Origin of the sequence: Lysinibacillus sp. NPDC093197 (assembly GCF_044754025.1) — a bacterium.
In the GTDB taxonomy this organism is placed as follows: Bacteria; Bacillota; Bacilli; order Bacillales_A; family Planococcaceae; genus Lysinibacillus.
In genome coordinates this window covers 254,679-273,947 of the sequence record NZ_JBIVOH010000003.1, presented here as the reverse complement: position 1 = coordinate 273,947, position 19,269 = coordinate 254,679, and the positions used below count along the sequence as shown (strand labels likewise).

General features: G+C 36.2%; 18 protein-coding genes. 13 read left to right on the top strand and 5 right to left on the bottom strand.

The window, feature by feature from the left end; all coding sequences use genetic code 11:
• The first annotated feature begins 74 nt into the window (after positions 1-74).
• The 3 genes from ACIP9G_RS11280 to ACIP9G_RS11270 are packed head-to-tail and all read left to right on the top strand — an operon-like array spanning position 75 to position 2,618.
• The gene (locus ACIP9G_RS11280; RefSeq protein WP_401019324.1) at positions 75-1,085 is read left to right on the top strand and encodes a methionine ABC transporter ATP-binding protein; all 1,011 of its coding nucleotides are present in this window, start codon (positions 75-77) and stop codon (positions 1,083-1,085) included.
• On the top strand, positions 1,078-1,746 hold the full coding sequence (locus tag ACIP9G_RS11275; protein WP_340821078.1) for a methionine ABC transporter permease: 669 nt from the start codon (positions 1,078-1,080) through the stop codon (positions 1,744-1,746). Before ACIP9G_RS11280 ends, ACIP9G_RS11275 begins: the two co-directional genes overlap by 8 nt.
• A gap of 20 nt (positions 1,747-1,766) precedes the next feature.
• Positions 1,767-2,618, top strand: a complete 852-nt coding sequence (locus ACIP9G_RS11270; protein ID WP_401019322.1) for a MetQ/NlpA family ABC transporter substrate-binding protein — start codon at positions 1,767-1,769, stop codon at positions 2,616-2,618.
• A 57-nt stretch (positions 2,619-2,675) separates the two neighbouring features.
• Here ACIP9G_RS11270 and ACIP9G_RS11265 read toward each other — a convergent pair whose 3' ends face one another.
• The 4 genes from ACIP9G_RS11265 to ACIP9G_RS11250 all read right to left on the bottom strand — a co-directional run bounded on the left by ACIP9G_RS11265 (position 2,676) and on the right by ACIP9G_RS11250 (position 5,520).
• Positions 2,676-3,845: a pyridoxal phosphate-dependent aminotransferase gene (locus tag ACIP9G_RS11265; RefSeq protein WP_340821076.1), complete on the bottom strand. Its 1,170-nt coding sequence runs from the start codon at positions 3,843-3,845 to the stop codon at positions 2,676-2,678.
• Positions 3,846-3,992: 147 nt separating this feature from the next.
• Positions 3,993-4,496, bottom strand: coding sequence for a hypothetical protein (locus ACIP9G_RS11260; RefSeq protein ID WP_401019319.1), 504 nt, complete (start codon positions 4,494-4,496; stop codon positions 3,993-3,995).
• A 53-nt stretch (positions 4,497-4,549) separates the two neighbouring features.
• Positions 4,550-4,747 (bottom strand): hypothetical protein, encoded by a 198-nt coding sequence (locus tag ACIP9G_RS11255; protein WP_401019318.1) that lies wholly within the window; start codon positions 4,745-4,747, stop codon positions 4,550-4,552.
• Positions 4,748-4,821: 74 nt separating this feature from the next.
• Entirely contained in the window at positions 4,822-5,520 is a 699-nt protein-coding gene (locus ACIP9G_RS11250; protein WP_401019315.1) for a polysaccharide deacetylase family protein, read from the bottom strand.
• A 647-nt stretch (positions 5,521-6,167) separates the two neighbouring features.
• Between ACIP9G_RS11250 and ACIP9G_RS11245 the strand changes: the two genes are divergently transcribed.
• Positions 6,168-6,959, top strand: coding sequence for a carbon-nitrogen family hydrolase (locus tag ACIP9G_RS11245; protein WP_340821073.1), 792 nt, complete (start codon positions 6,168-6,170; stop codon positions 6,957-6,959).
• A gap of 143 nt (positions 6,960-7,102) precedes the next feature.
• Here ACIP9G_RS11245 and ACIP9G_RS11240 read toward each other — a convergent pair whose 3' ends face one another.
• A complete protein-coding gene (locus ACIP9G_RS11240) occupies positions 7,103-8,674 on the bottom strand; it encodes a PucR family transcriptional regulator (RefSeq protein WP_401019311.1) in 1,572 nt (523 codons plus the stop codon).
• A gap of 460 nt (positions 8,675-9,134) precedes the next feature.
• On the opposite strand from ACIP9G_RS11240, the gene ACIP9G_RS11235 reads away from it, so the two are divergent.
• The 9 genes from ACIP9G_RS11235 (at position 9,135) to ACIP9G_RS11195 (ending at position 19,265) form a co-directional block, all read left to right on the top strand.
• Positions 9,135-10,487, top strand: coding sequence for an aspartate aminotransferase family protein (locus tag ACIP9G_RS11235; protein ID WP_401019309.1), 1,353 nt, complete (start codon positions 9,135-9,137; stop codon positions 10,485-10,487).
• Positions 10,488-10,970: 483 nt separating this feature from the next.
• The gene (locus ACIP9G_RS11230; RefSeq protein WP_340821070.1) at positions 10,971-12,554 is read left to right on the top strand and encodes a glutathione ABC transporter substrate-binding protein; all 1,584 of its coding nucleotides are present in this window, start codon (positions 10,971-10,973) and stop codon (positions 12,552-12,554) included.
• 65 nt (positions 12,555-12,619) lie between these two features.
• Positions 12,620-13,543, top strand: a complete 924-nt coding sequence (gene nikB / locus ACIP9G_RS11225) for a nickel ABC transporter permease (protein ID WP_340821069.1) — start codon at positions 12,620-12,622, stop codon at positions 13,541-13,543.
• Between the two features lie 13 nt (positions 13,544-13,556).
• The gene (locus ACIP9G_RS11220) at positions 13,557-14,453 is read left to right on the top strand and encodes an ABC transporter permease (protein WP_401019305.1); all 897 of its coding nucleotides are present in this window, start codon (positions 13,557-13,559) and stop codon (positions 14,451-14,453) included.
• 11 nt (positions 14,454-14,464) lie between these two features.
• Positions 14,465-15,457, top strand: coding sequence for an ABC transporter ATP-binding protein (locus ACIP9G_RS11215; protein WP_340821067.1), 993 nt, complete (start codon positions 14,465-14,467; stop codon positions 15,455-15,457).
• Positions 15,450-16,415 carry an ABC transporter ATP-binding protein gene (locus ACIP9G_RS11210; RefSeq protein WP_401019303.1) on the top strand — a complete coding sequence of 322 codons (966 nt, stop codon included), beginning with the start codon at positions 15,450-15,452 and terminating at the stop codon, positions 16,413-16,415. The genes ACIP9G_RS11215 and ACIP9G_RS11210 overlap by 8 nt, the downstream gene beginning before the upstream one ends.
• Positions 16,416-16,433: 18 nt before the next feature.
• On the top strand, positions 16,434-17,312 hold the full coding sequence (locus tag ACIP9G_RS11205) for a sugar phosphate isomerase/epimerase family protein (protein WP_340821065.1): 879 nt from the start codon (positions 16,434-16,436) through the stop codon (positions 17,310-17,312).
• Between the two features lie 12 nt (positions 17,313-17,324).
• Positions 17,325-18,383 (top strand): Gfo/Idh/MocA family protein, encoded by a 1,059-nt coding sequence (locus ACIP9G_RS11200; protein ID WP_401019299.1) that lies wholly within the window; start codon positions 17,325-17,327, stop codon positions 18,381-18,383.
• Positions 18,384-19,265, top strand: coding sequence for a sugar phosphate isomerase/epimerase family protein (locus tag ACIP9G_RS11195; RefSeq protein WP_401019296.1), 882 nt, complete (start codon positions 18,384-18,386; stop codon positions 19,263-19,265). It abuts the gene before it with no gap.
• The last annotated feature ends 4 nt before the right edge of the window (positions 19,266-19,269 follow it).

Sequence of the window (19,269 nt, the reverse complement as noted above, 5' to 3'; positions counted from 1 at the left end):
TTCGAACTATTCTATAAAGCATATTGAAATAGTAGGTTATAATTGTTATTGAATAATTGATTAAGGAGAACAAAATGCTCGAATTTCGTAATGTATCAAAAGTTTATAGCTCAAAGAAAAAAGAGGTTATTGGTGTAGATGATGTATCCTTAACAATTAATCGTGGCGATATTTTCGGAATAGTAGGTTATTCGGGAGCTGGCAAAAGCTCGCTTTTACGTTGTATAAATTTACTCGAACGACCTACTAGCGGTGAAATATTAATTAATGGTAAGGATTTAACAAAGCTATCACGAAATGAACTACGTTTAGCTCGCTTAAAAATTGGAATGATATTTCAACACTTCTATTTAATAAGCCAAAAAACAGTAGGCGAAAATATAGCCTTTGCCCTAAAGGCAGCGAATATGCCAGCAGCTGATATTCCTGCAAGAGTGGATGAATTGCTTAAAATGGTCGATTTAGCAGAAAAAAGGGATGTTTATCCTGCGCAGCTAAGTGGTGGTCAAAAGCAAAGAGTAGGAATTGCAAGAGCTTTAGCAAACAATCCAGCGATGTTGCTCTGTGATGAAGCTACATCCGCACTCGATCCTAAAACAACCGTGTCAATTTTACGACTGTTAAAGGAAATTAATATTAAGTTAGGTATTACGATTGTTCTAATTACACATGAAATGGATGTAGTGAAGGAAATTTGCAATCGTATGGCTGTTATGCAAGATGGTAAAGTCATAGAGGAAGGCGAAGTATATGATATTTTCGCTAGCCCTCAAAAAGTATTAACGCAGGAATTTATTAGTAGTGTTGTATCGTTTGATATTCCGGAAACGATTTTAAAAGATGTACATGGTCAAATCGTCAAAATTTTATTTAAAGGAAATGTAGCAGGTGAAGGCGTTATTGCAGACACAATGCAACGTTTTTACGTTAAAGGGAATTTCCTTCATGGCACAATCGAATACATACAAGAACGACCACTTGGTATTTTTTTAATGGAGCTACAAGGTGAGCAGAGTGAGTTACAGAAAGCTGTTGCTTATATGACCGAACGTGGTGCGATTGTGGAGGTGGTTCAGCATGTTTGATGTAACGCATTTTATGGAGATGATTCCGGATATATTGAAAGCCTTTCAGGAGACAATTATTATGATTGGCATCTCGCTAACTGTGTCAATCGTGGTAGGTTTACCGCTTGGTATTTTATTATTTGTCACGGATAAGGGGCTATTTTGGGAAAATCGTTTAATTAAAAGTGTGTTCGGCTTTGCGGTGAACTTTATTCGATCGATTCCATACATCATTTTATTAGTCGCGTTATTCCCATTAACGAAATTACTTGTTGGACAAACAATTGGGCCGATTGCTGCGAGTGTATCCTTATCGGTTGCAGCCATTCCATTTTTTGCACGATTAGTGGAAACGTCATTACGTGAAATTGATAAAGGTGTTATTGAAGCGTCAATAGCGGTAGGAGCTACACCGTGGATGATTATTAAAGATGTTTTAATTCCCGAAGCAAAATCAAGCATCATTCAAGCAATGACAGTTACGGTAATTAGTTTAGTTGCTTTCTCTGCGATGGCAGGTGTAGTAGGTGGCGGAGGGATCGGTGATTTAGCTATCCGATTCGGCTACTATCGTTATGATAATACAATTATGATTGCTACCGTTGCGATATTAATTTTGCTCGTGCAAGCGATACAAATTGCTGGCGACTGGTTTGCAAAATCAATTGATAAAAGATAAGAAGAGGAGAGAAAGAAAAGATGAGAAAATCATTACTGGCATTTTTAACAATCATTCTTGCTGTCGTTTTAGCAGCATGTGGTTCAAGCGACAAAGGATCCGATTCAAAAAAGGGTTCAGATGCAGCAGGGGAAAGCAAATCTATTAAACTAGGTGCAACAGCAGGTCCTTATAGTGATATGCTTAAAAAAGCAATTATTCCACAGCTTGAAGAAAAAGGTTACAAAGTTGAATTAGTAGAATTCAGTGATTATGTGCAACCAAACAAAGCTTTAGATAATGGCGATATTGATGCAAACTTATTCCAGCATACGAAATACTTAGAAAACTTCGAAGAGCAGAACAACATGGATTTAGAAGCATTAATTATTGTACCAACAGCACCAATGGGCTTTTTCTCAAACAAATATAAATCAATCGATGAAATTCCAGATGGCGCAACAGTGGCAATTGCCAACGATCCTTCAAATGCAGCACGTACATTATTATCATTGCAGGAGCAAGGCTTAATCGAGATTGACCCTAGCATTGAAGAATTAAAAGCATCAGAAAAAGATGTTGTGAAAAATGACAAAAATTTAGTATTCCAACCGATTGAGGCAGCTGCACTTCCGCGTACAGTAGAAAGTGTTGATTTAGCTGGCGTACCTGGTAACTTTGCTTTAGCAGCGGGGCTAGATTTACTAAATGCAGTATTTTTAGAAAACATGCCTGATCAATTCCGAAACGTTATTGCGGTGAAGGCTGATAACAAAGATTCACAATTATCAAAGGATCTAGTTGAAATTGTAGAATCGGCTAAATTTGAAGAAGTAATTGATGCAGACTTCAAAGGCTTTGGTAAACCAGAGTGGATGGAAAATCGTAAATAATAAAGAAATAAGAAGCACTCGTCATATGGCGAGTGCTTCTTACTTTATATTAGTAAATTATCGTTTAAATAGATTAAGCTTTTCAATTCGGCCAATAGCTTCACGTAAGCGTTCTTCACTAACAAGTAAGCCGACACGTACATAGCCTTCACCGAACTGTCCAAAGCCATTGCCAGCAGCTACTGCAATATCAGCTTTATCAAGTAATAAATCGGCAAATTGTTCACTTGTGTAACCTAATGGAACAGGGAGCCATGCAAAAAATGAACCTTTTGGAGCTGTTACTTGCCAACCAATACGATGAGCTTCTTCAATTAGGACGTTTCGACGGCGCTCATATGTCGCGTTAAGTTCCTGAGCACAAGTTTGTGAAGAAGTTAAAGCGACAGCTGCTGCCTGCTGAATCGCGGGAAATTGGCTACAAAATAAATGATCTTGAATAAGATTAATAGCTTCTATAATTTGAGCATTTCCAACTGCGAAACCGATGCGCCAGCCAGCCATATTATAGGTTTTTGATAAAGTATACAGTTCAATGCCGACATCTTTAGCACCGTCTGCCTGCAAGAAACTCACTGGTTTATTGCCATCAAAGCCAATCGCACCGTAGGCGAAATCGTGTGCTATGATAATTTGATGCTCTTTAGCAAACCTTACTGTTTCTTCGAAAAATTCAAGTGTTGCTGTTCCACCAGTAGGATTGTTCGGGTAATTCAAGTAAAGAAGCTTAGCTCTTTCTTTTACTTCATCAGACAATGCATCATAGTCAGGTAAGAAATCATTTTCTGCAAAAAGTGGCATCACATCATATTGGACTTCACCTAATACAACACCAGATAAATAATCTGGATAACCGGGATCGGGTAATAGCATTGTGTCACCAGGATTTAAAACGGCCATTGGTAGTTCCACAAGTCCAATTTTCGTTCCACCTAAAATGGCTACTTCTGTATCAGGATTAATATCCACATTGTATTCACGTTTATAAAACGCAGCTGCAGCTTGACGTAATTCAGTAATACCACGGAACGGGGAGTATTTATGATGCTGAGGGTTTTCCGCTGCCTCTTGAAGCGCTTTAATAATGTGTGGGGGCGTCGGTTGGTCGGGATTGCCCTGTCCAAGATTAATAATGTCGCGCCCTTCCGCTAGTGCCGCATTGACCTTTTGTACAAGTGCTGCAAAAAATTGAGTTGGGAGTTGCTGTAGTTTTTTCGATAATTCCATGTATGCTCACCTTTTTCAGAATATAATAATTATTATAGATATGTTGCAAATACTATTACTTTTTCAATAGATTGTCTATAGTCTTTCTTTATCAAGGGTAAAAAACGTAAGAAGAAGACTAAAAAGAGTGGGTTTAAAGGATTTTATCTAATCTAATGCGGTTTCAAGTTGATTAACAGTTTTTGAATCTAGTACTTCTTCTCTCGTTTCTTTATCAATAATGTACTTAATTCTAATATAGCGATTATTACTTTTTGTTATACTAGACTTCGTATTGATTTTTAATATTAGCTTAAGCATATTATCTTTATTAATAATAGAGTTTTCTGCTGGTATTACATCGCCACCAATTCTTTCTAAGTTTTTATGAACACCTATACGTGAATACTTATCCCCTATAAAAAAAGAATAATTAAATTCATCTATTAATATGTATTCGTCAATTACTTCGTCAGCTTTTACAATTTCAATTTTCTCAATTATTGCAGACTTTTCTCCTAAATACTCTAAATCTGAAACAATGTAATAATCATTATTTTTACTAAATTTACTTGTGGAAATACTTGTAGCAATAAATAAGTTTTCATTTGATTGATTAGAACAACCTATAAGGAATGTTAATAATAAAAATATAGATATTAATTTTTTCATTTAGATTCTCCCTATTGTAATTTATTTTGTGAGAATTATTTTTAAAAATACATCTAATTGTTGCCTTGGTCTTTTTTGTACTTATGAGGATGGAGTTGTCTATGTAATATATCAACTCCAATGAAAACAAAGAATGCACCAAGTATTCTTAAAAGAATATTCTTAATCAGAACATCATCTATGGTGATAGCAATGAGCATACTACCAAAAGTCATCATTATGAATCCTAAAAACCCTTTTATATATTTCATTTTACCTCCTAAAAATGCCACTCGAATGAGTGACATTAGTTTAAATTTAGTCTCTTTAAGCCATCTCACATGTTTTATAAATCCTGAAGTTCATTTACAGTAACAAATGTATAGCCCTCATTTGACAGCTCTTGTAAAATGCCTTCAATTGTATCAAGTACTTTATCGGTTTTATCATACATTGGATGGATTAAAATAATCGAACCAGGTGTAACATTCTCTTTCACATAATTCACTTTGTCTGAAGCCGAGTCGTAAAAGCTGTCTGGCTCGAGATTCCAAGTTATCGTGTCTCGTTTATGTTTACTTAAGTAATACGGGAAGCCTATAAGTTTTTTTCCGTTAGGGGGCCGAACATCAATTTCGCCTTTAAATCCAGCATTTCGAATTAATTGATCTGTTTTTTCAATTTCATCCTTATAGTAGGAAAGGGTTTTGAAAACCATTCGATTATGAGAATACGTGTGATTGCCAATTTGATGTCCTTCTTCTGCAATTTTTTTTGCTTCTTCTGGATGTTTTTCAAGTTCTTCACCAATTAGAAAAAAGGTCGCTTTGGCATGATACTTTTCTAATAGTGGCAAAATCATTTTTACGTTATCTGTTGGTCCATCATCAAAAGTTAACGCAATCACTTTTTGAGTTGTTTCTACTTTATTCGTTATATTCCCAAACAACTGATACGCTCTCGAATTCATTAATTTATATGTGCCAAATAATAGGAGAAAAACTAACAGAAATCCTGTCGCAATGATTGTTACTTTCTTTTTCATAACAAACCTTCTTTCCGTTTGGAAGTTTTAATACAGTTTATAATTCAATTCGAATGCCGCTTTCCCTCTAGTCCAAGAGAGTTAATCGAAAAAATAAAAAAGATGGGAATTCCCATCTTTTTTTAGCGCTTATCTAACTTATCAGAAATACTTTTAAGGATTTGTATTTGCTCTTGTTGGTTTTTAAGAAATTTAAGGAGAAACCAAATGATAAAAAAAACTGGAGCTATGTAGATTAATAAGCTTAAGAGAGGTAAAAAAGCGAGAAATGCGCTGTCCATAAATGATAATACCTTCCTTCTTGATTAAGATTCTTATAAAGTTAAAAAGGTCTGCCTAGAAAACGATTTTTATTCATTCTATGTATGTAATAAGTATATCAGTATTGATTACTATTGTCATTAAACGATAAATATGTATATTTATAGTGTTCTAAGTGATTAATAAGACATTAAATGATGGACATTGTGCGAAATCGATTATAGTGCAAGGTTTCCTTCATATCATCGACAAGCTAAGATCGCTCAATGATATAATGGGGTATAGAAAAATGTAATGTAATAAGTTAAATGCTTTTGGAAGCGTTTGGAATTACTTGTATCTTGAATTATTAAACTATTTTTTAACTAATGGACGGGGGAATGAAAATGAAAATAGGTTGTATTCAATTAAACGTAAGATTTGGCAAAGTAGAAGAAAACTTCGCGAGAGCTGAAGAAAAAATACGCGAAGCGGCAAGTTTAGGTGCGGAAATTATTGTACTTCCCGAAATGTGGAATACTGGCTACGCGCTTGAAAAATTAGCTGAACTTGCAGATACAGACGGAGAGCGAGCAAAGGCGTTTCTACAAGGCTTAGCAATCGAACTTGGTGTACATATTGTGGGGGGCTCTGTCGCAACGAAGAAGGGCGATAAATTTTACAATACGATGTATACGTTTGATAAGGAAGGAAAGCAAGTTGGCGAATATAGTAAAGCACATTTATTCCGTTTGATGGATGAACATCTATATTTAGAAGCCGGTGATGAAATGAACCGCTTTGCATTAGGGGATATTGAAGCGGCGGGTGTTATTTGCTATGATATTCGCTTTCCAGAATGGTTACGGGCGCATGCATTAGATGGAGCAAAGGTTCTATTCGTACCAGCACAATGGCCAACACCTCGTATTGACCATTGGAAAACATTGTTACAGGCACGTGCAATTGAAAATCAATGCTTTGTCATTGCTGTTAATCGAATTGCCAACAAGGTAGAAAACTTCAATGGACAATCCATGGTTATTCAACCTTGGGGAGAAGTATTATGGGTTGGTGCAGACGATGAGGAAGTAGCAGTTATTGATGTTGATTTTTCAATTGTCGATGAAGTACGTGGAAGAATTCCAGTTTATGATGACCGTAGACCTGGATTGTATAGCGGCGTTGTTGAGAAATAAGTGCCAGGCACACAAACAATTCTGAATTCTATATCCAAGTAAAAATCCACGAAGACTCCTGCGGCTAACAAAATGCTGCGCGGAAAATCAAAGTGGATTTTTACGTTAAGTGCCAGGCACTCAAACAATTTTAGGATGCTTACTCAATTTTGCGTTTTATCTTCAATTAGTGAACTGGCAAGTAACATAAACTCAAGTGTAATACGATTGTGACCCTTCATAAAATTTTCACCTAGCAAACTTTCAAGCTTCTTTAGACGATGATAAAGTGTTTGCCGTACAATAAACAATTGATTGGCAGTTTGTTGTTTTGAGCCATTCGTTTGTAAATAAACTCTGAGTGTTTCTAGCAGTTTACTGTTGTATTTTTTATCATATTCAATAACAGGCTGTAAATAATCTTGAATGACTTCTTGCAAATCCACTTGCATTTGTAATTTGTAAATAAGGTGATACAAGTGCAAGTCATCATAAAAAAACGATGTCGTTTGAACTTTGCGACAAATATATAATGTTTCCAAAGCTGTTTGATAGCTCTTTGGAATTTCCACGACATCCGAAACAACCTTACCGATCGCTAGCTGATACCCTTGCGACAATTGCTTTTTATAAAAATCCGTTTTTTGGAGCGTAGAAAATAGCGTATTTAATAATTCGCGACTTGCTTTACAATCTTTTGTGTGGAGTAGGATGAATATAACATAGCTCTTCCTTTCGAATAAAAAGGGGATAAAGCCATTTTGTTCAAATAGATTTCGATAATAAAGCTTGCTATACACAATATCCTCTTGTACCTTCATGATTGTATAAGGTGAAGATAAAATAAACACCGCGCTACTATAATAAGTAAAGTTAGAATGATGGGACACGATAAATTTATAGATTTCCTCTTTCGTCAGCTTGTGATCAATCCAATCTGCTAAAATCGTTGCATCCTCAATATCTCTTTTCTCTTCTATATAAAATTCACGCATTAAAAGCTGTGCTAGTGCCGTCGCTGTACGGTCTAAAATAAGTAATTCAAATTCTGAGAATAAGCCATCTGCTCGATAAAGGGATAAATCCGCATAATGCTGATCGACAATAAAAATGGGCTCATGTTTAAGTTGTGATGCTGATTTTGGCATCTTTAATAAATGCTGTCTTTTCGCTAGGGACATATTTGGGAAAAAGATAGCATCCCGACCTTTAATAGAAAAAATGATTTGTGTACGCAACGCTTCATAAAGGGATTGCAAAATGTCATCCACTGTTTGTCCTAAAAGAGCGTTTTTGTTTAAAGTCTGGGAGTAAGTTTCTAATGAAGAAATCATAAAATATTGTTGATTCATGATCTGGTTATGTAAATCTTGTGTAATCCGAACAAAAGGCACTGTCTCATGAAAAACGATGATTGGGAAGTCATGGCGGTTAGCTAGTGAAAGAATAGATTCTGGTATTGTTTGTAAATAGGTGCCGTATTCTATGCAAAGTGCTGCACAGTTTTTTTCAATTAGAGACTCTACGAAAAAGGTAAAGTCCTCAATATGCTGTAAACTAATCCCCGTCGTTAAAACCAATTCGTCCCCTGCTAGGAAATTATCAACTTGTACAATTTCAATAACATGTGCCCACTTTACAATGCGTAATAACCCATCCTTGCCTGCAACGACCTCGGCGCTTTTAAAGTGTGCATTCTCTAATACATCCTTTACCTGAAGCTTATATTGACTCATCGTAGCCCTCCAATCAAAGTTCGTATTGTATATGGGAATTATGGACTCATAAGTGAAAAGTGATAATTTAGCTAGTAATTTACGTCATATACTTTTTAAAAACTATTTATTCTATTTTACATTATGTTTAAAACAAAATCATAGAATTATACAGAGTGTCTATTACATTCCTTTTTTAGAAGATGTAAAATTTTTGTAAGAAACAATTCAATCAAATGGGGTGACACAAATAATAACCATGCTTGGAAATGGAGTTTTGATGTTTACAGGAAGTGGAATGCAGCGCAAAAAGTCAAAGTAACCGACTGACTAAATAACATCCATTTTTGAACGTTGGAAGATGAAACATCAAACAGGTTCGTTTGCCTTTCCAAGTAATAGCGATACCAAATTACATTAGGTGGAACAGTTCAAGCTGCTTCAATAATAGAACTTAATATAATTAAAGGGGTGCATGTAAATGGTTCAAACAAATCTTAAGAGCGATGTATTAAAAAAAGATGAACAGTATGTCTGGCATTCAATGAAGCCCTATAATCCGCAAGCCACATATGTTGTAGAAAAATCGGATGGTGCAAGAATCGTTGATACAGAAGGTAATGAATACATTGACGCAATGGCAGGGTTATGGTGTGTAAATGTAGGCTACGGGCGTAAAGAATTAGCGGATGTTGCACATGAGCAAATGATGAAAAATGCTTATGCGCCTCTGTCACAAGGCCATTTACCCGCTGTTGAATTAGCAGAAAAGATTAACCAAATGCTTGGCGGTGATTATGTCGTTTTCTTTTCGAATAGCGGCTCTGAAGCAAATGAAACGGCATTTAAAATAGCGCGTCAATACCATCAACAAAAAGGGGAAAGTACGCGCTATAAAATTGTCTCACGTTATCGGGCATATCATGGAAACTCGTTTGGGGCTTTAGCTGCGACTGGGCAAGCAGAACGAAAATATAAATATGAACCGCTATCACCAGGCTTTATTCATGTAGCGCCACCAGATCAATATCGTGAACCAGAAAATGACTCGATAGCACCAACTGACTTAGCGAGTGTAAAAGCCGTCGATAAAATGATGACTTGGGAACTCGGCGATACTATTGCCGCAATGATATTAGAACCTATTATTACAGGTGGTGGTGTTATCATGCCTCCAGAAAATTATATGAAGGGCATTGAGGCAGTCTGTAAAAAACATGGGGCTTTAATGATTGTCGATGAAGTAATATGCGGGTTTGGACGTACAGGGAAGCCGTTTGGTTTTATGAACTATGATGTGAAGCCTGATATTATAACGATGGCTAAAGGTATTACAAGTGCTTATTTACCTCTGTCAGCAACTGCAGTGAAACGAGAAATTTATGAGGCATTTACAGGAACAGATGCATACGGTTATTTCCGCCATGTCAACACATTTGGTGGCTCTCCTGTAGCCTGTGCTGTCGCTTTGAAAAATATTGAAATTCTTGAGCGAGAAGCGTTATTTGAGCGATCTAAGGAAGTGGGAGCTAAAACACTACAAACGCTTCAAAATGCTTTAAACACGCATCCAAATGTAGGAGATGTGCGAGGTAAAGGCTTATTGATTGGGATTGAATTAGTTGTAGATAAAGTTACCAAAGAACCTTTACCATTGGAAAAAGTCAATGCTGTCATTGCAGCATGTAAAGGGCAAGGTGTCATCATTGGAAAAAATGGAGCTACCGTAGCAGGGTTTAATAACGTCTTAACGTTATCACCTCCACTTAATATTGTACAAGAAGATCTAGACCGCATATTAAATGTGGTTGTCGATAGTATAAATACGCTATAGACTATTCATGAAAGTTCTAAAAGCCGTGTAATAAAGGCTTTTAGAACTTTTATTGTGGCATTTTGTAGCATAAATGAACTTTGGGTTAATTATTATAGCCTAATAATAATAAATTAAAAATTCTGAATTTTATTAAAAAAACACTGGAAATATTAGATTTCATAGTTTATAGTTGTAAAAAATAATTAATTTTCTGATAATTAAAACGATGTCCTGGAAGGGAATATTTTTTTAATCACTTATTTTCAGCAGTGGAATAAATACATCTTGTTATTTGAACTATATTTTCTGATTAAAAGCAATTGTGATAGTTGAGGAAGCACGTCTTTCCTGAATTGAATTGTCTAATCGTAAGAAAATATAGTTTTATTTTTTGTCTATTTATTTTCAGCAGTGGAGAAAATAAATGTTTTTAGTAATTATATTTCTTATTTTAAGTTATAAGAAATATTTTTATATATTTTTACAAAGGGGGAAGATGAGATGAATTATGTAAAAAAGTTGGTTTTTGTCATACTATGTACGTTTCTTTTAGCAGCATGCGCAGAGAAAGACAATTCTAACGCATCAAATACTGGGGATAAGTCTACTACAGAATCAGGCGCAGCTAGTTCAAAAAATGAACTTGTCATCGCTGTAAATGAAAATTTTATTTCAATGGATCCGCATAACACAGGGGATACTAATTCGAATTCTGTACAGGAGACGATGCTAGAAGGATTGTTAGGCTTCGATGCAGATGGACAAATTATTAAGGTTTTAGCAGATGATTATTCAATAAGTGAAGACGCTCTTGTATATACGTTCAAACTTAAAGAAGGGGTTACTTTCCATGACGGGGAACCGTTTAATGCTGAGGCTGTAAAGGCCAACATTGAACGAATCATGAATGATGAAAGCTTACGCTTGTATTCTCGTGGTTTTAGCTTAATCAGTAATGTTGAAATTCTAGGTGACTATGAAATTAAAGTTACTTTAAAAGAACCATATGGACCAATGATTACTCGCTTCGGGGTTGCCAAAATGATTAGTCCAAAAATGATTAAAGATAATTTAGCAGATATACCTAAAAAACCTGTCGGCACAGGTCCTTATAAATTTGTTGAATGGGTACAAGGGGACCATTTAACAATTGAAAATTTTGATGGCTATTGGGGTGGCGGAGAACGTGTTTCTAAAATCACCTATAAACCAGTACCGGAAAACGGATCACGAGTGGCGATGCTAAAAGCGGGTGATGCACAGGTTATCTATCCAGTGCCATCTCAAAATATTGATGAACTTTCTAAAAGTAAAGATGTAGAAGTTAATAAAGTTCCTTCTACAATTGCACACTACGTTTCATTAAACACCTATAAAAAACCATTGAATGATATTAAAGTTCGACAAGCCTTTAACTATGCGGTGGACAAAGATGCTTATATTAAAGTGGTTAATGCGGGGCTAGGTTTACCATTAGACTCCATTATTCCTTCTAAAACGGTTTATTATAAGCAACAAAAAATGTATGAACACAATATTGAAAAGGCAAAAGAATTATTGGCTGAGGCTGGCTATCCTGATGGCTTCGATATTGAAATCTGGGGGAACACAAACTCAGATACGATGAAAGGTATGCAGTTTATTCAACAACAGTTAGGTCAAATCGGTGTAAAAGTAGAAATTAAATCAATGGAAGAAGGCACTTTATCAGATGAAATCTATGGTGCACAAACACCAGATGACGCGAAATTACAAATGTGGTATGTGAGTTGGTCAGCATATGCTTCGGATATAACGAATGCGACAAAGCCACTTTTCCATAGCGTATCATTCCCACCAAATGGTGCAAATACAGCTTACTATAATAACACGGAGGCAGATCAATTAATGGATGAAGCTAACTCCATTTCAGATGTAGATCGCCAAGCTGAACTATATGAAAAATTGCAGGAAATCGTATATCAAGATACACCTTGGATTTTCTTAGGGGTGGATGAGGTTGTATATGGTGTTCGTTCAAATGTCAGTGGTGTGTTAGTAAACCCTACAGGTGGACTTGATGTGAAGAACGCCAAAGTGGAGTAATGCACAGTAAAAGGAATTGATGCTAGTCAATTCCTTTTCTAAAAAATAGAAAGGAGGAAGGTGCCGTGTGGAAATATGTAGCAAGAAGAACTGTTGAAATGATACCGATTTTAATTGTCATTTCTGTATTAACATTTTTATTTATTCATTTCATACCAGGTGACCCTGCGCGATTAGTAGCTGGTAAGGATGCCACGCTAGAAGATGTTGAAAATGTAAGACATGAGATGGGTCTAGATAAACCCATTCTTAAACAATATGTAGATTATATGAAAAATCTTGTGACGGGTGAGCTTGGAACATCTTTAACAACAGGACTACCTGTCATTGATATGTTTAAAACAAGGTTTATGCCTTCTCTGCAACTTACTTTCCTTTCCATGTTTTGGGCTACATTGATGGGTTTGGCGATTGGTGTTTTTTCTGCCATCAATAAAAACAAATGGCCTGATTATTTTGGAATGGTAACGGCTGTATCGGGCATTTCGATTCCAGGTTTTTGGCTGGGCTTATTATTGATTCAATTATTTTCAGTGCAACTAGGGTTATTTCCGACAGGTGGATTAGATGGCTTTTCTAGTTATATTTTACCTTCCTTGACTTTAGGGGCTGGCATTATGTCAATGATTGCTAGATTTACTCGATCTTCTATGCTTGAAACGTTACAAGCAGATTATATAAGAACAGGGAGAGCAAAGGGATTGAAAGAGCGCTCCGTTATTGTGACACATGCTTTAAGAAATTCCTTGATTTCGGTGGTAACAGTGGCAGGCTTGCAATTTGGATTTCTATTAGGAGGATCGGTGGTAGTCGAGACCGTGTTTAGTTTTCCAGGAATGGGACGACTTTTAATCGATTCTATCGCATTTCGAGATTATCCCGTTATTCAATCAGCACTGCTGTTATTTGCATTAGAATTTATTTTAGTGAATTTAGCCGTAGATGTGCTTTATACAGTGTTAAATCCAAAAATTCAATTAGATTCTTAAGGGAGGGAATAACATGACTTCACCAACTGCTGTGCAAAATAGCGAAGTGCAAAATACACAAAGAAAATACTCTCCTCTTAAAGAATTTTGGAAGTCTTTTAAAAAACAAAAGGCTGCATTAGTAGCAAGTATCTTTATAGGATTGTTAATTGTAGTCGCTATGATTGGTCCTTATATCGCGCCGTACGATCCTTTCGAACCAAATTATGATGCTTTATTAGAGGGACCAAGTTCAAGTCATTTGGCAGGAACGGACGAGTATGGTCGAGATATTTTTAGTCGTCTAATAGTGGGGGCAAAAATATCCTTGATGGTGAGTTTTAGTGCCGTATTTTTAGGTTTAATACTAGGGACAATTTTAGGTTTAATTAGCGGTTACTTTGGTGGATGGATTGACAAATTGATTATGCGTAGTTGTGATGTATTATTTTCATTCCCTGATTTATTGTTAGCCATTGCCATTGTAGCCTTATTAGGTCCCGGTATTAATAATGTCATTATTGCTGTGATGATTTTTAGTGTACCCTCTTTTGCCCGTTTAGTAAGAGGCGCTACATTGAATGCGAAAGAGAATGTATACGTAGAGGCAGCTCAATCAATGGGAGCTTCGCATGTTAGAGTGCTGTGGAAACATATTTTCCCTGAAACGATGAATGAATTAATCATTTTTGTCACAATGCGAATAGGAACAGCCATTTTAGCAGCTTCTGGTTTAAGTTTTTTAGGCTTAGGTGCCAGCCCTGAAATGCCTGAGTGGGGGGTAATGCTAAGTAGCGGGCGTGACTATTTAGGAACATCTTCACACGTCGTCATCATGCCAGGCATTGCTATATTTTTAACCGTACTAGCATTTAACTTAATAGGTGATGGATTACGAGATGTATTAGATCCAAAAATAAAAAATAATTAAGGAGAATGCCTATGTCAGAACATGTATTGCAAGTAACTGACTTAGAAACGTCCTTTACACGTGATAAAAAGGAAATCAAGATTTTAAGGGGTGTCAATTTTTCCATCCGTAAAGGAGAAATATTAGGCTTAGTGGGAGAATCGGGTAGTGGGAAAAGCTTAACATCGTTATCCATTATGCAATTATTCCATGGTACTACAGGCAAAATTGTTAATGGCTCTATACATTTTAATGGACATGACTTGACGAAAATGTCCGAATCAGAAATTCGGAAGATTCGTGGCAAGCAAATGGCGATGATTTTTCAAGAGCCTATGACATCTTTAAATCCTGTCTTAAAAATTGGCAAGCAGTTAATGGAAGCAATTGAGATGCATTTGAAGCTGCCAAAGAACGAAAGCAAGCATCATGCAATCCAAATGTTAAAAAGTGTAGGTATAGGAAGAGCCGAGGAAATCATTTATGAATATCCACATCAGCTATCAGGAGGAATGCGCCAGCGAGTAATGATTGCTATGGCTATGGCCTGTCATCCTAAATTACTCATTGCTGACGAACCAACTACTGCGCTTGATGTCACGATACAAGCCCAAATTTTAGAGCTAATGAAAAAGCTAAAGGAAGAAAATGAGACAGCTATTTTATTAATCACACATGATTTAGGTGTTGTTGCTGAAATGTGCGATAAGGTAGTTGTAATGTATGCAGGGCAGGTTGTAGAGGAAGCAGATGTCTTTGAGTTATTTGCTAGCCCAAAGCATCCTTATACAAAAGGTTTAATTGCATCTGTACCGAAAATTGGTGATAACAAAGAAATATTAGATTCCATCAATGGGCAAGTGCCATCCCCGCAAAATATGCCAAATGGTTGTAAATTTGCTCCACGATGTAATGAAGCAATGTCCATATGCCATCAGGAGAGTCCACCGACAGTGGAAATTTCAGCTACACGGCAATGTAGCTGCTGGCTATACGCGAAAAAGGATGTGAAAGTAAATGCCTAACACGATTTTAAAAGTGGAGAATCTAAAAAAAAGCTTTCAAACAGCAGGTGGATTATTTCAAAAAAAGCAATTTGTTAACGCGGTCATAGATGTTTCCTTTGAAATAGAAGAAGGTACGACATTTAGTCTAGTTGGGGAAAGTGGTTGTGGAAAATCTACTACAGGCAGGTTAATCACTAGATTAATAGAACCAACAAATGGAAGTATTGTTGTAGGCGGAAAAGAAGTAGCTACTGCAAAGCAATCCGAATTAAAGCATTTAAGGCAAACTGTTCAAATGATTTTTCAAGATCCATATGCCTCATTGAATCCAAGAATGAAGGTAAAGGAGCTTGTTGGAGAGCCTTTAGAAATTCATTCAAAACTTTCAAAAGCTGAGCGTGAAAAACTAGTTCTTGAAATGCTTGAAGTCGTTGGATTAAATGCTGAACATGCCGACCGCTATGCACATGAGTTTAGTGGTGGACAAAGACAGCGTTTAGGTATTGCACGCGCATTAATAACAAAACCAAAATTAATTATTGCTGATGAACCTGTGTCGGCGTTGGATGTATCTATACAATCGCAAATTTTAAATCTATTAAAGCAATTGCAGCAAGAATATAAAATATCTTTTCTTTTTATTTCTCACGATTTAAGTGTTGTAGAACATATTAGCCATTATATAGGTGTTATGTATTTAGGGTCCATTGTAGAAATTGGGCGAAAAGAAACTATATTTAATGAACCTAAGCATCCTTATACACAAGCACTCATTGCCTCTGTGCCGATAGCAGACCCAACATTACGAAAAAAGAAAATCGTTTTAACTGGTGATATTCCGAATCCTAAAAACCCGCCAAGTGGTTGTACCTTCCACACAAGGTGTCCCCTTGCATCAGATATATGTAAGCAAGCTATTCCAGAAATGAAAAAAATTAACGAAGAGCAAAGTGTTGCATGTCACTTTGTCAACTAATAGAGAGGGTGTTCATAAATGAAAATAGGGTTAAGCACATACAGTATGGTCAAAAAAATGAGGCAGGGGGAAATGAATGTTCTGGATGTTTTGCAATGGGTGGCAGACAACGGAGGACAGCATGTAGAATTAGTGCCTTATGAATTTACTGTTGTAGATAACTATGAACTTGCAACACAAATTAAAGAAAAAGCAGCGGAGCTAGGACTAGCGTTATCAGCCTACTCATTACCAGCAAACTTTATTCAGGATACGGAGGAAGCTTTTCTAGAAGAAGTTGAGCGCTTAAAGAAACATGTTGATGTAGTACATCATATGGGCATTAACATTATGCGCCATGACGTTACACTTTTTACTTTACCAAAGGAGCTAACAACTATTCATTATTACAATGAGCATTTTGAAGAAATGGTTAGAGGTTGTCAGTTGATTGCAGATTACGCAAAACAATTTGATATTACGACAACGATTGAAAATCACGGCTTTAATGTGCAAACAAGTGATCGTGTACAACAATTAATTCATGCGGTAAATAGAGATAACTTTAAAACAACTTTAGATATCGGAAATTTTTTATGTATTGATGAACAACCTTTAATTGGTGTGATGAAAAACATTCCATATGCTGCTACAGTGCATTTCAAAGATTTTTATATTCGACCTTACTATGAAAATCCAGGAGAGGGCGAATGGTACCGTACAGTTCATAACAATTACATCAGAGGAGCTATTGTCGGACATGGCGATATAAATATTCGAGAAATTATTAAGCTCGTAAAAGGCAGTGGATATGATGGCTATATTACAGTGGAATTTGAAGGCATGGAAGATTGTCAAGTTGGTTCAAAAATAGGGATGGATAATGTACGTCGCTTATGGGACGAATGCAAGCTCTAAAGGGGGAAGAATATGAATAAATTAAAAGTTTGTGTAATCGGTACAGGTTCTATTTCCGATTATCATTTAGGCTCCTATATGAAAAATCCTGCGGTTGAGTTATATGGCGTATATGATGCCTCTATTGAACGAGGCAAGGCAAAAGCAGCTCAATTTGGCGCAACTCATGTTTTTTCTTCTAAGGAAGCGTTATTCGCAGACAAAAATATAGATGCAGTAAGTATTTGTACATGGAATAATACGCATGCCGAATTGGCAATTCTTGCATTAGAAAATGACTTACATGTGCTGATTGAAAAGCCTTTATCCATGACCTATGCGGAGGCTTTAAACATTCAAAAGATTGCCCAAAAGCATCAGAAAGTATTTCAAGTGGGCTATGTTAGGCGGTTTGCAACAAATACTAAAGTGCTGAAAAGCTTCATCGACGATAACAAACTAGGGGATATTTATTATGCGAAAGCTTCATGTCTAAGAAGATTAGGTAATCCAGGCGGCTGGTTTGCAGAAATAGATAAGTCTGGTGGCGGCCCTTTAATTGATTTAGGCGTACATGTGATTGATATTTGCTGGTATTTAATGGGTAGACCAAAGGTGAAACGTATAACAGGTCATACGTACAATCAATTAGGAAATAGAAATCATGTTGAAAATTTATCCTTTTATAAGGCAGCAGACTATGATGCTACTAAAAATACAGTAGAAGACTTAGCAAATGCCCTTATTACATTTGAGAATGGCGCGTCGTTAATGGTAGACGTTTCCTATACACTACATGCTATTAAAGATGAAATCAGTATTAAGTTATACGGCACGAACGGTGGAGCAGAGCTAGAGCCTGAGTTAAAAATTGTTAGTGAAGAGCATAATACGATTTTAAATATTCATCCTCAAATTAACGATTTAACATTTGATTTTGCGAAAGCCTTTCAAAATGAAATCAATTCATTTGTTGACTGCTGCCTTCATCAATATGATTCAGTTGCACCGGTGGAGGATGGGGTAGAAATTATGAAAATTTTAGAGGGCATTTATATATCTGCAACTGAAGGAAAGGAAGTTGTTTATTAAATGGTGAAATTGGACAATAAAATCGGTGTGATAGTAGATAGCTTTCGTTTGCCTATTCGTGAAGGTTTATTAAAGGCGAAAGAAGTTGGTGCCCAAGGAGTACAAATGTATGCAGTTTCAGGTGAGTTGGACCCAGATAATTTAAATGCTGCACAAAGAGCAGAATTGAAGCAGTACATTTCAGAGTTAGGTCTAGAAATCTCCGCATTGTGTGGAGATTTAGGAGGACATGGCTTTCAAGATAAAACAGAAAATGTTTGGAAAATAAAAAAATCGAAAGAAATTATGCAATTAGCCAAGGATTTGGGAACATCCATTGTTACAACCCATATTGGTATTATTCCTGAAGATGAAAATGATCCAATTTATCAAACAATGCTGGAAGCCTGTGAAGAATTAGGCCAATATGCTACGTCATTAGATGCGTACTTTGCGATTGAAACGGGTCCAGAAACGAGTAAAACATTAAAGGGTTTTTTAGATAAACTATCGACAAATGGTGTATCGGTTAATTTTGATCCTGCCAATATGGTGATGGTAACGAATGATGACCCTGTAGCTGGCGTTAAACTTTTAAAGAATTATATCGTACATACACATGTAAAAGATGGTATTCAACTGCAGCCAACAAACCCCAAAGATGTGTATGGGTACTTAGGATACGATTCTGGAACATCTCATGATAAAATAGAAGAAATGGTGGAAAATGGAGAGTTTTTTAGAGAACTTCCATTAGGACAAGGAGATGTCCATTTCGAGCTTTATTTTTTAGCTTTGCAGGAAATCGGCTACAATGGCTATTTAACTATTGAACGAGAAGTGAGATTAAATCCTGAAAAAGACATCAAAGAAGCTGTTCATTTTATAGAAAAGTTTAAATAGGGGT

Excerpts from the sequence above, each read along its gene's own strand:
- ACIP9G_RS11270 (WP_401019322.1), top strand. The coding sequence starts at position 1,767 with ATGAGAAAATCATTACTGGCATTTTTAACAATCATTCTTGCTGTCGTT.
- ACIP9G_RS11245 (WP_340821073.1), top strand. The coding sequence starts at position 6,168 with ATGAAAATAGGTTGTATTCAATTAAACGTAAGATTTGGCAAAGTAGAA.
- ACIP9G_RS11260 (WP_401019319.1), bottom strand. The coding sequence starts at position 4,496 with ATGAAAAAATTAATATCTATATTTTTATTATTAACATTCCTTATAGGT.
- ACIP9G_RS11275 (WP_340821078.1), top strand. The coding sequence starts at position 1,078 with ATGTTTGATGTAACGCATTTTATGGAGATGATTCCGGATATATTGAAA.
- ACIP9G_RS11255 (WP_401019318.1), bottom strand. The coding sequence starts at position 4,747 with ATGAAATATATAAAAGGGTTTTTAGGATTCATAATGATGACTTTTGGT.
- ACIP9G_RS11220 (WP_401019305.1), top strand. The coding sequence starts at position 13,557 with ATGACTTCACCAACTGCTGTGCAAAATAGCGAAGTGCAAAATACACAA.
- ACIP9G_RS11250 (WP_401019315.1), bottom strand. The coding sequence starts at position 5,520 with ATGAAAAAGAAAGTAACAATCATTGCGACAGGATTTCTGTTAGTTTTT.
- ACIP9G_RS11195 (WP_401019296.1), top strand. The coding sequence starts at position 18,384 with ATGGTGAAATTGGACAATAAAATCGGTGTGATAGTAGATAGCTTTCGT.
- ACIP9G_RS11230 (WP_340821070.1), top strand. The coding sequence starts at position 10,971 with ATGAATTATGTAAAAAAGTTGGTTTTTGTCATACTATGTACGTTTCTT.
- ACIP9G_RS11210 (WP_401019303.1), top strand. The coding sequence starts at position 15,450 with ATGCCTAACACGATTTTAAAAGTGGAGAATCTAAAAAAAAGCTTTCAA.
- ACIP9G_RS11205 (WP_340821065.1), top strand. The coding sequence starts at position 16,434 with ATGAAAATAGGGTTAAGCACATACAGTATGGTCAAAAAAATGAGGCAG.
- ACIP9G_RS11200 (WP_401019299.1), top strand. The coding sequence starts at position 17,325 with ATGAATAAATTAAAAGTTTGTGTAATCGGTACAGGTTCTATTTCCGAT.
- ACIP9G_RS11215 (WP_340821067.1), top strand. The coding sequence starts at position 14,465 with ATGTCAGAACATGTATTGCAAGTAACTGACTTAGAAACGTCCTTTACA.
- ACIP9G_RS11235 (WP_401019309.1), top strand. The coding sequence starts at position 9,135 with ATGGTTCAAACAAATCTTAAGAGCGATGTATTAAAAAAAGATGAACAG.
- ACIP9G_RS11265 (WP_340821076.1), bottom strand. The coding sequence starts at position 3,845 with ATGGAATTATCGAAAAAACTACAGCAACTCCCAACTCAATTTTTTGCA.
- ACIP9G_RS11280 (WP_401019324.1), top strand. The coding sequence starts at position 75 with ATGCTCGAATTTCGTAATGTATCAAAAGTTTATAGCTCAAAGAAAAAA.
- ACIP9G_RS11240 (WP_401019311.1), bottom strand. The coding sequence starts at position 8,674 with ATGAGTCAATATAAGCTTCAGGTAAAGGATGTATTAGAGAATGCACAC.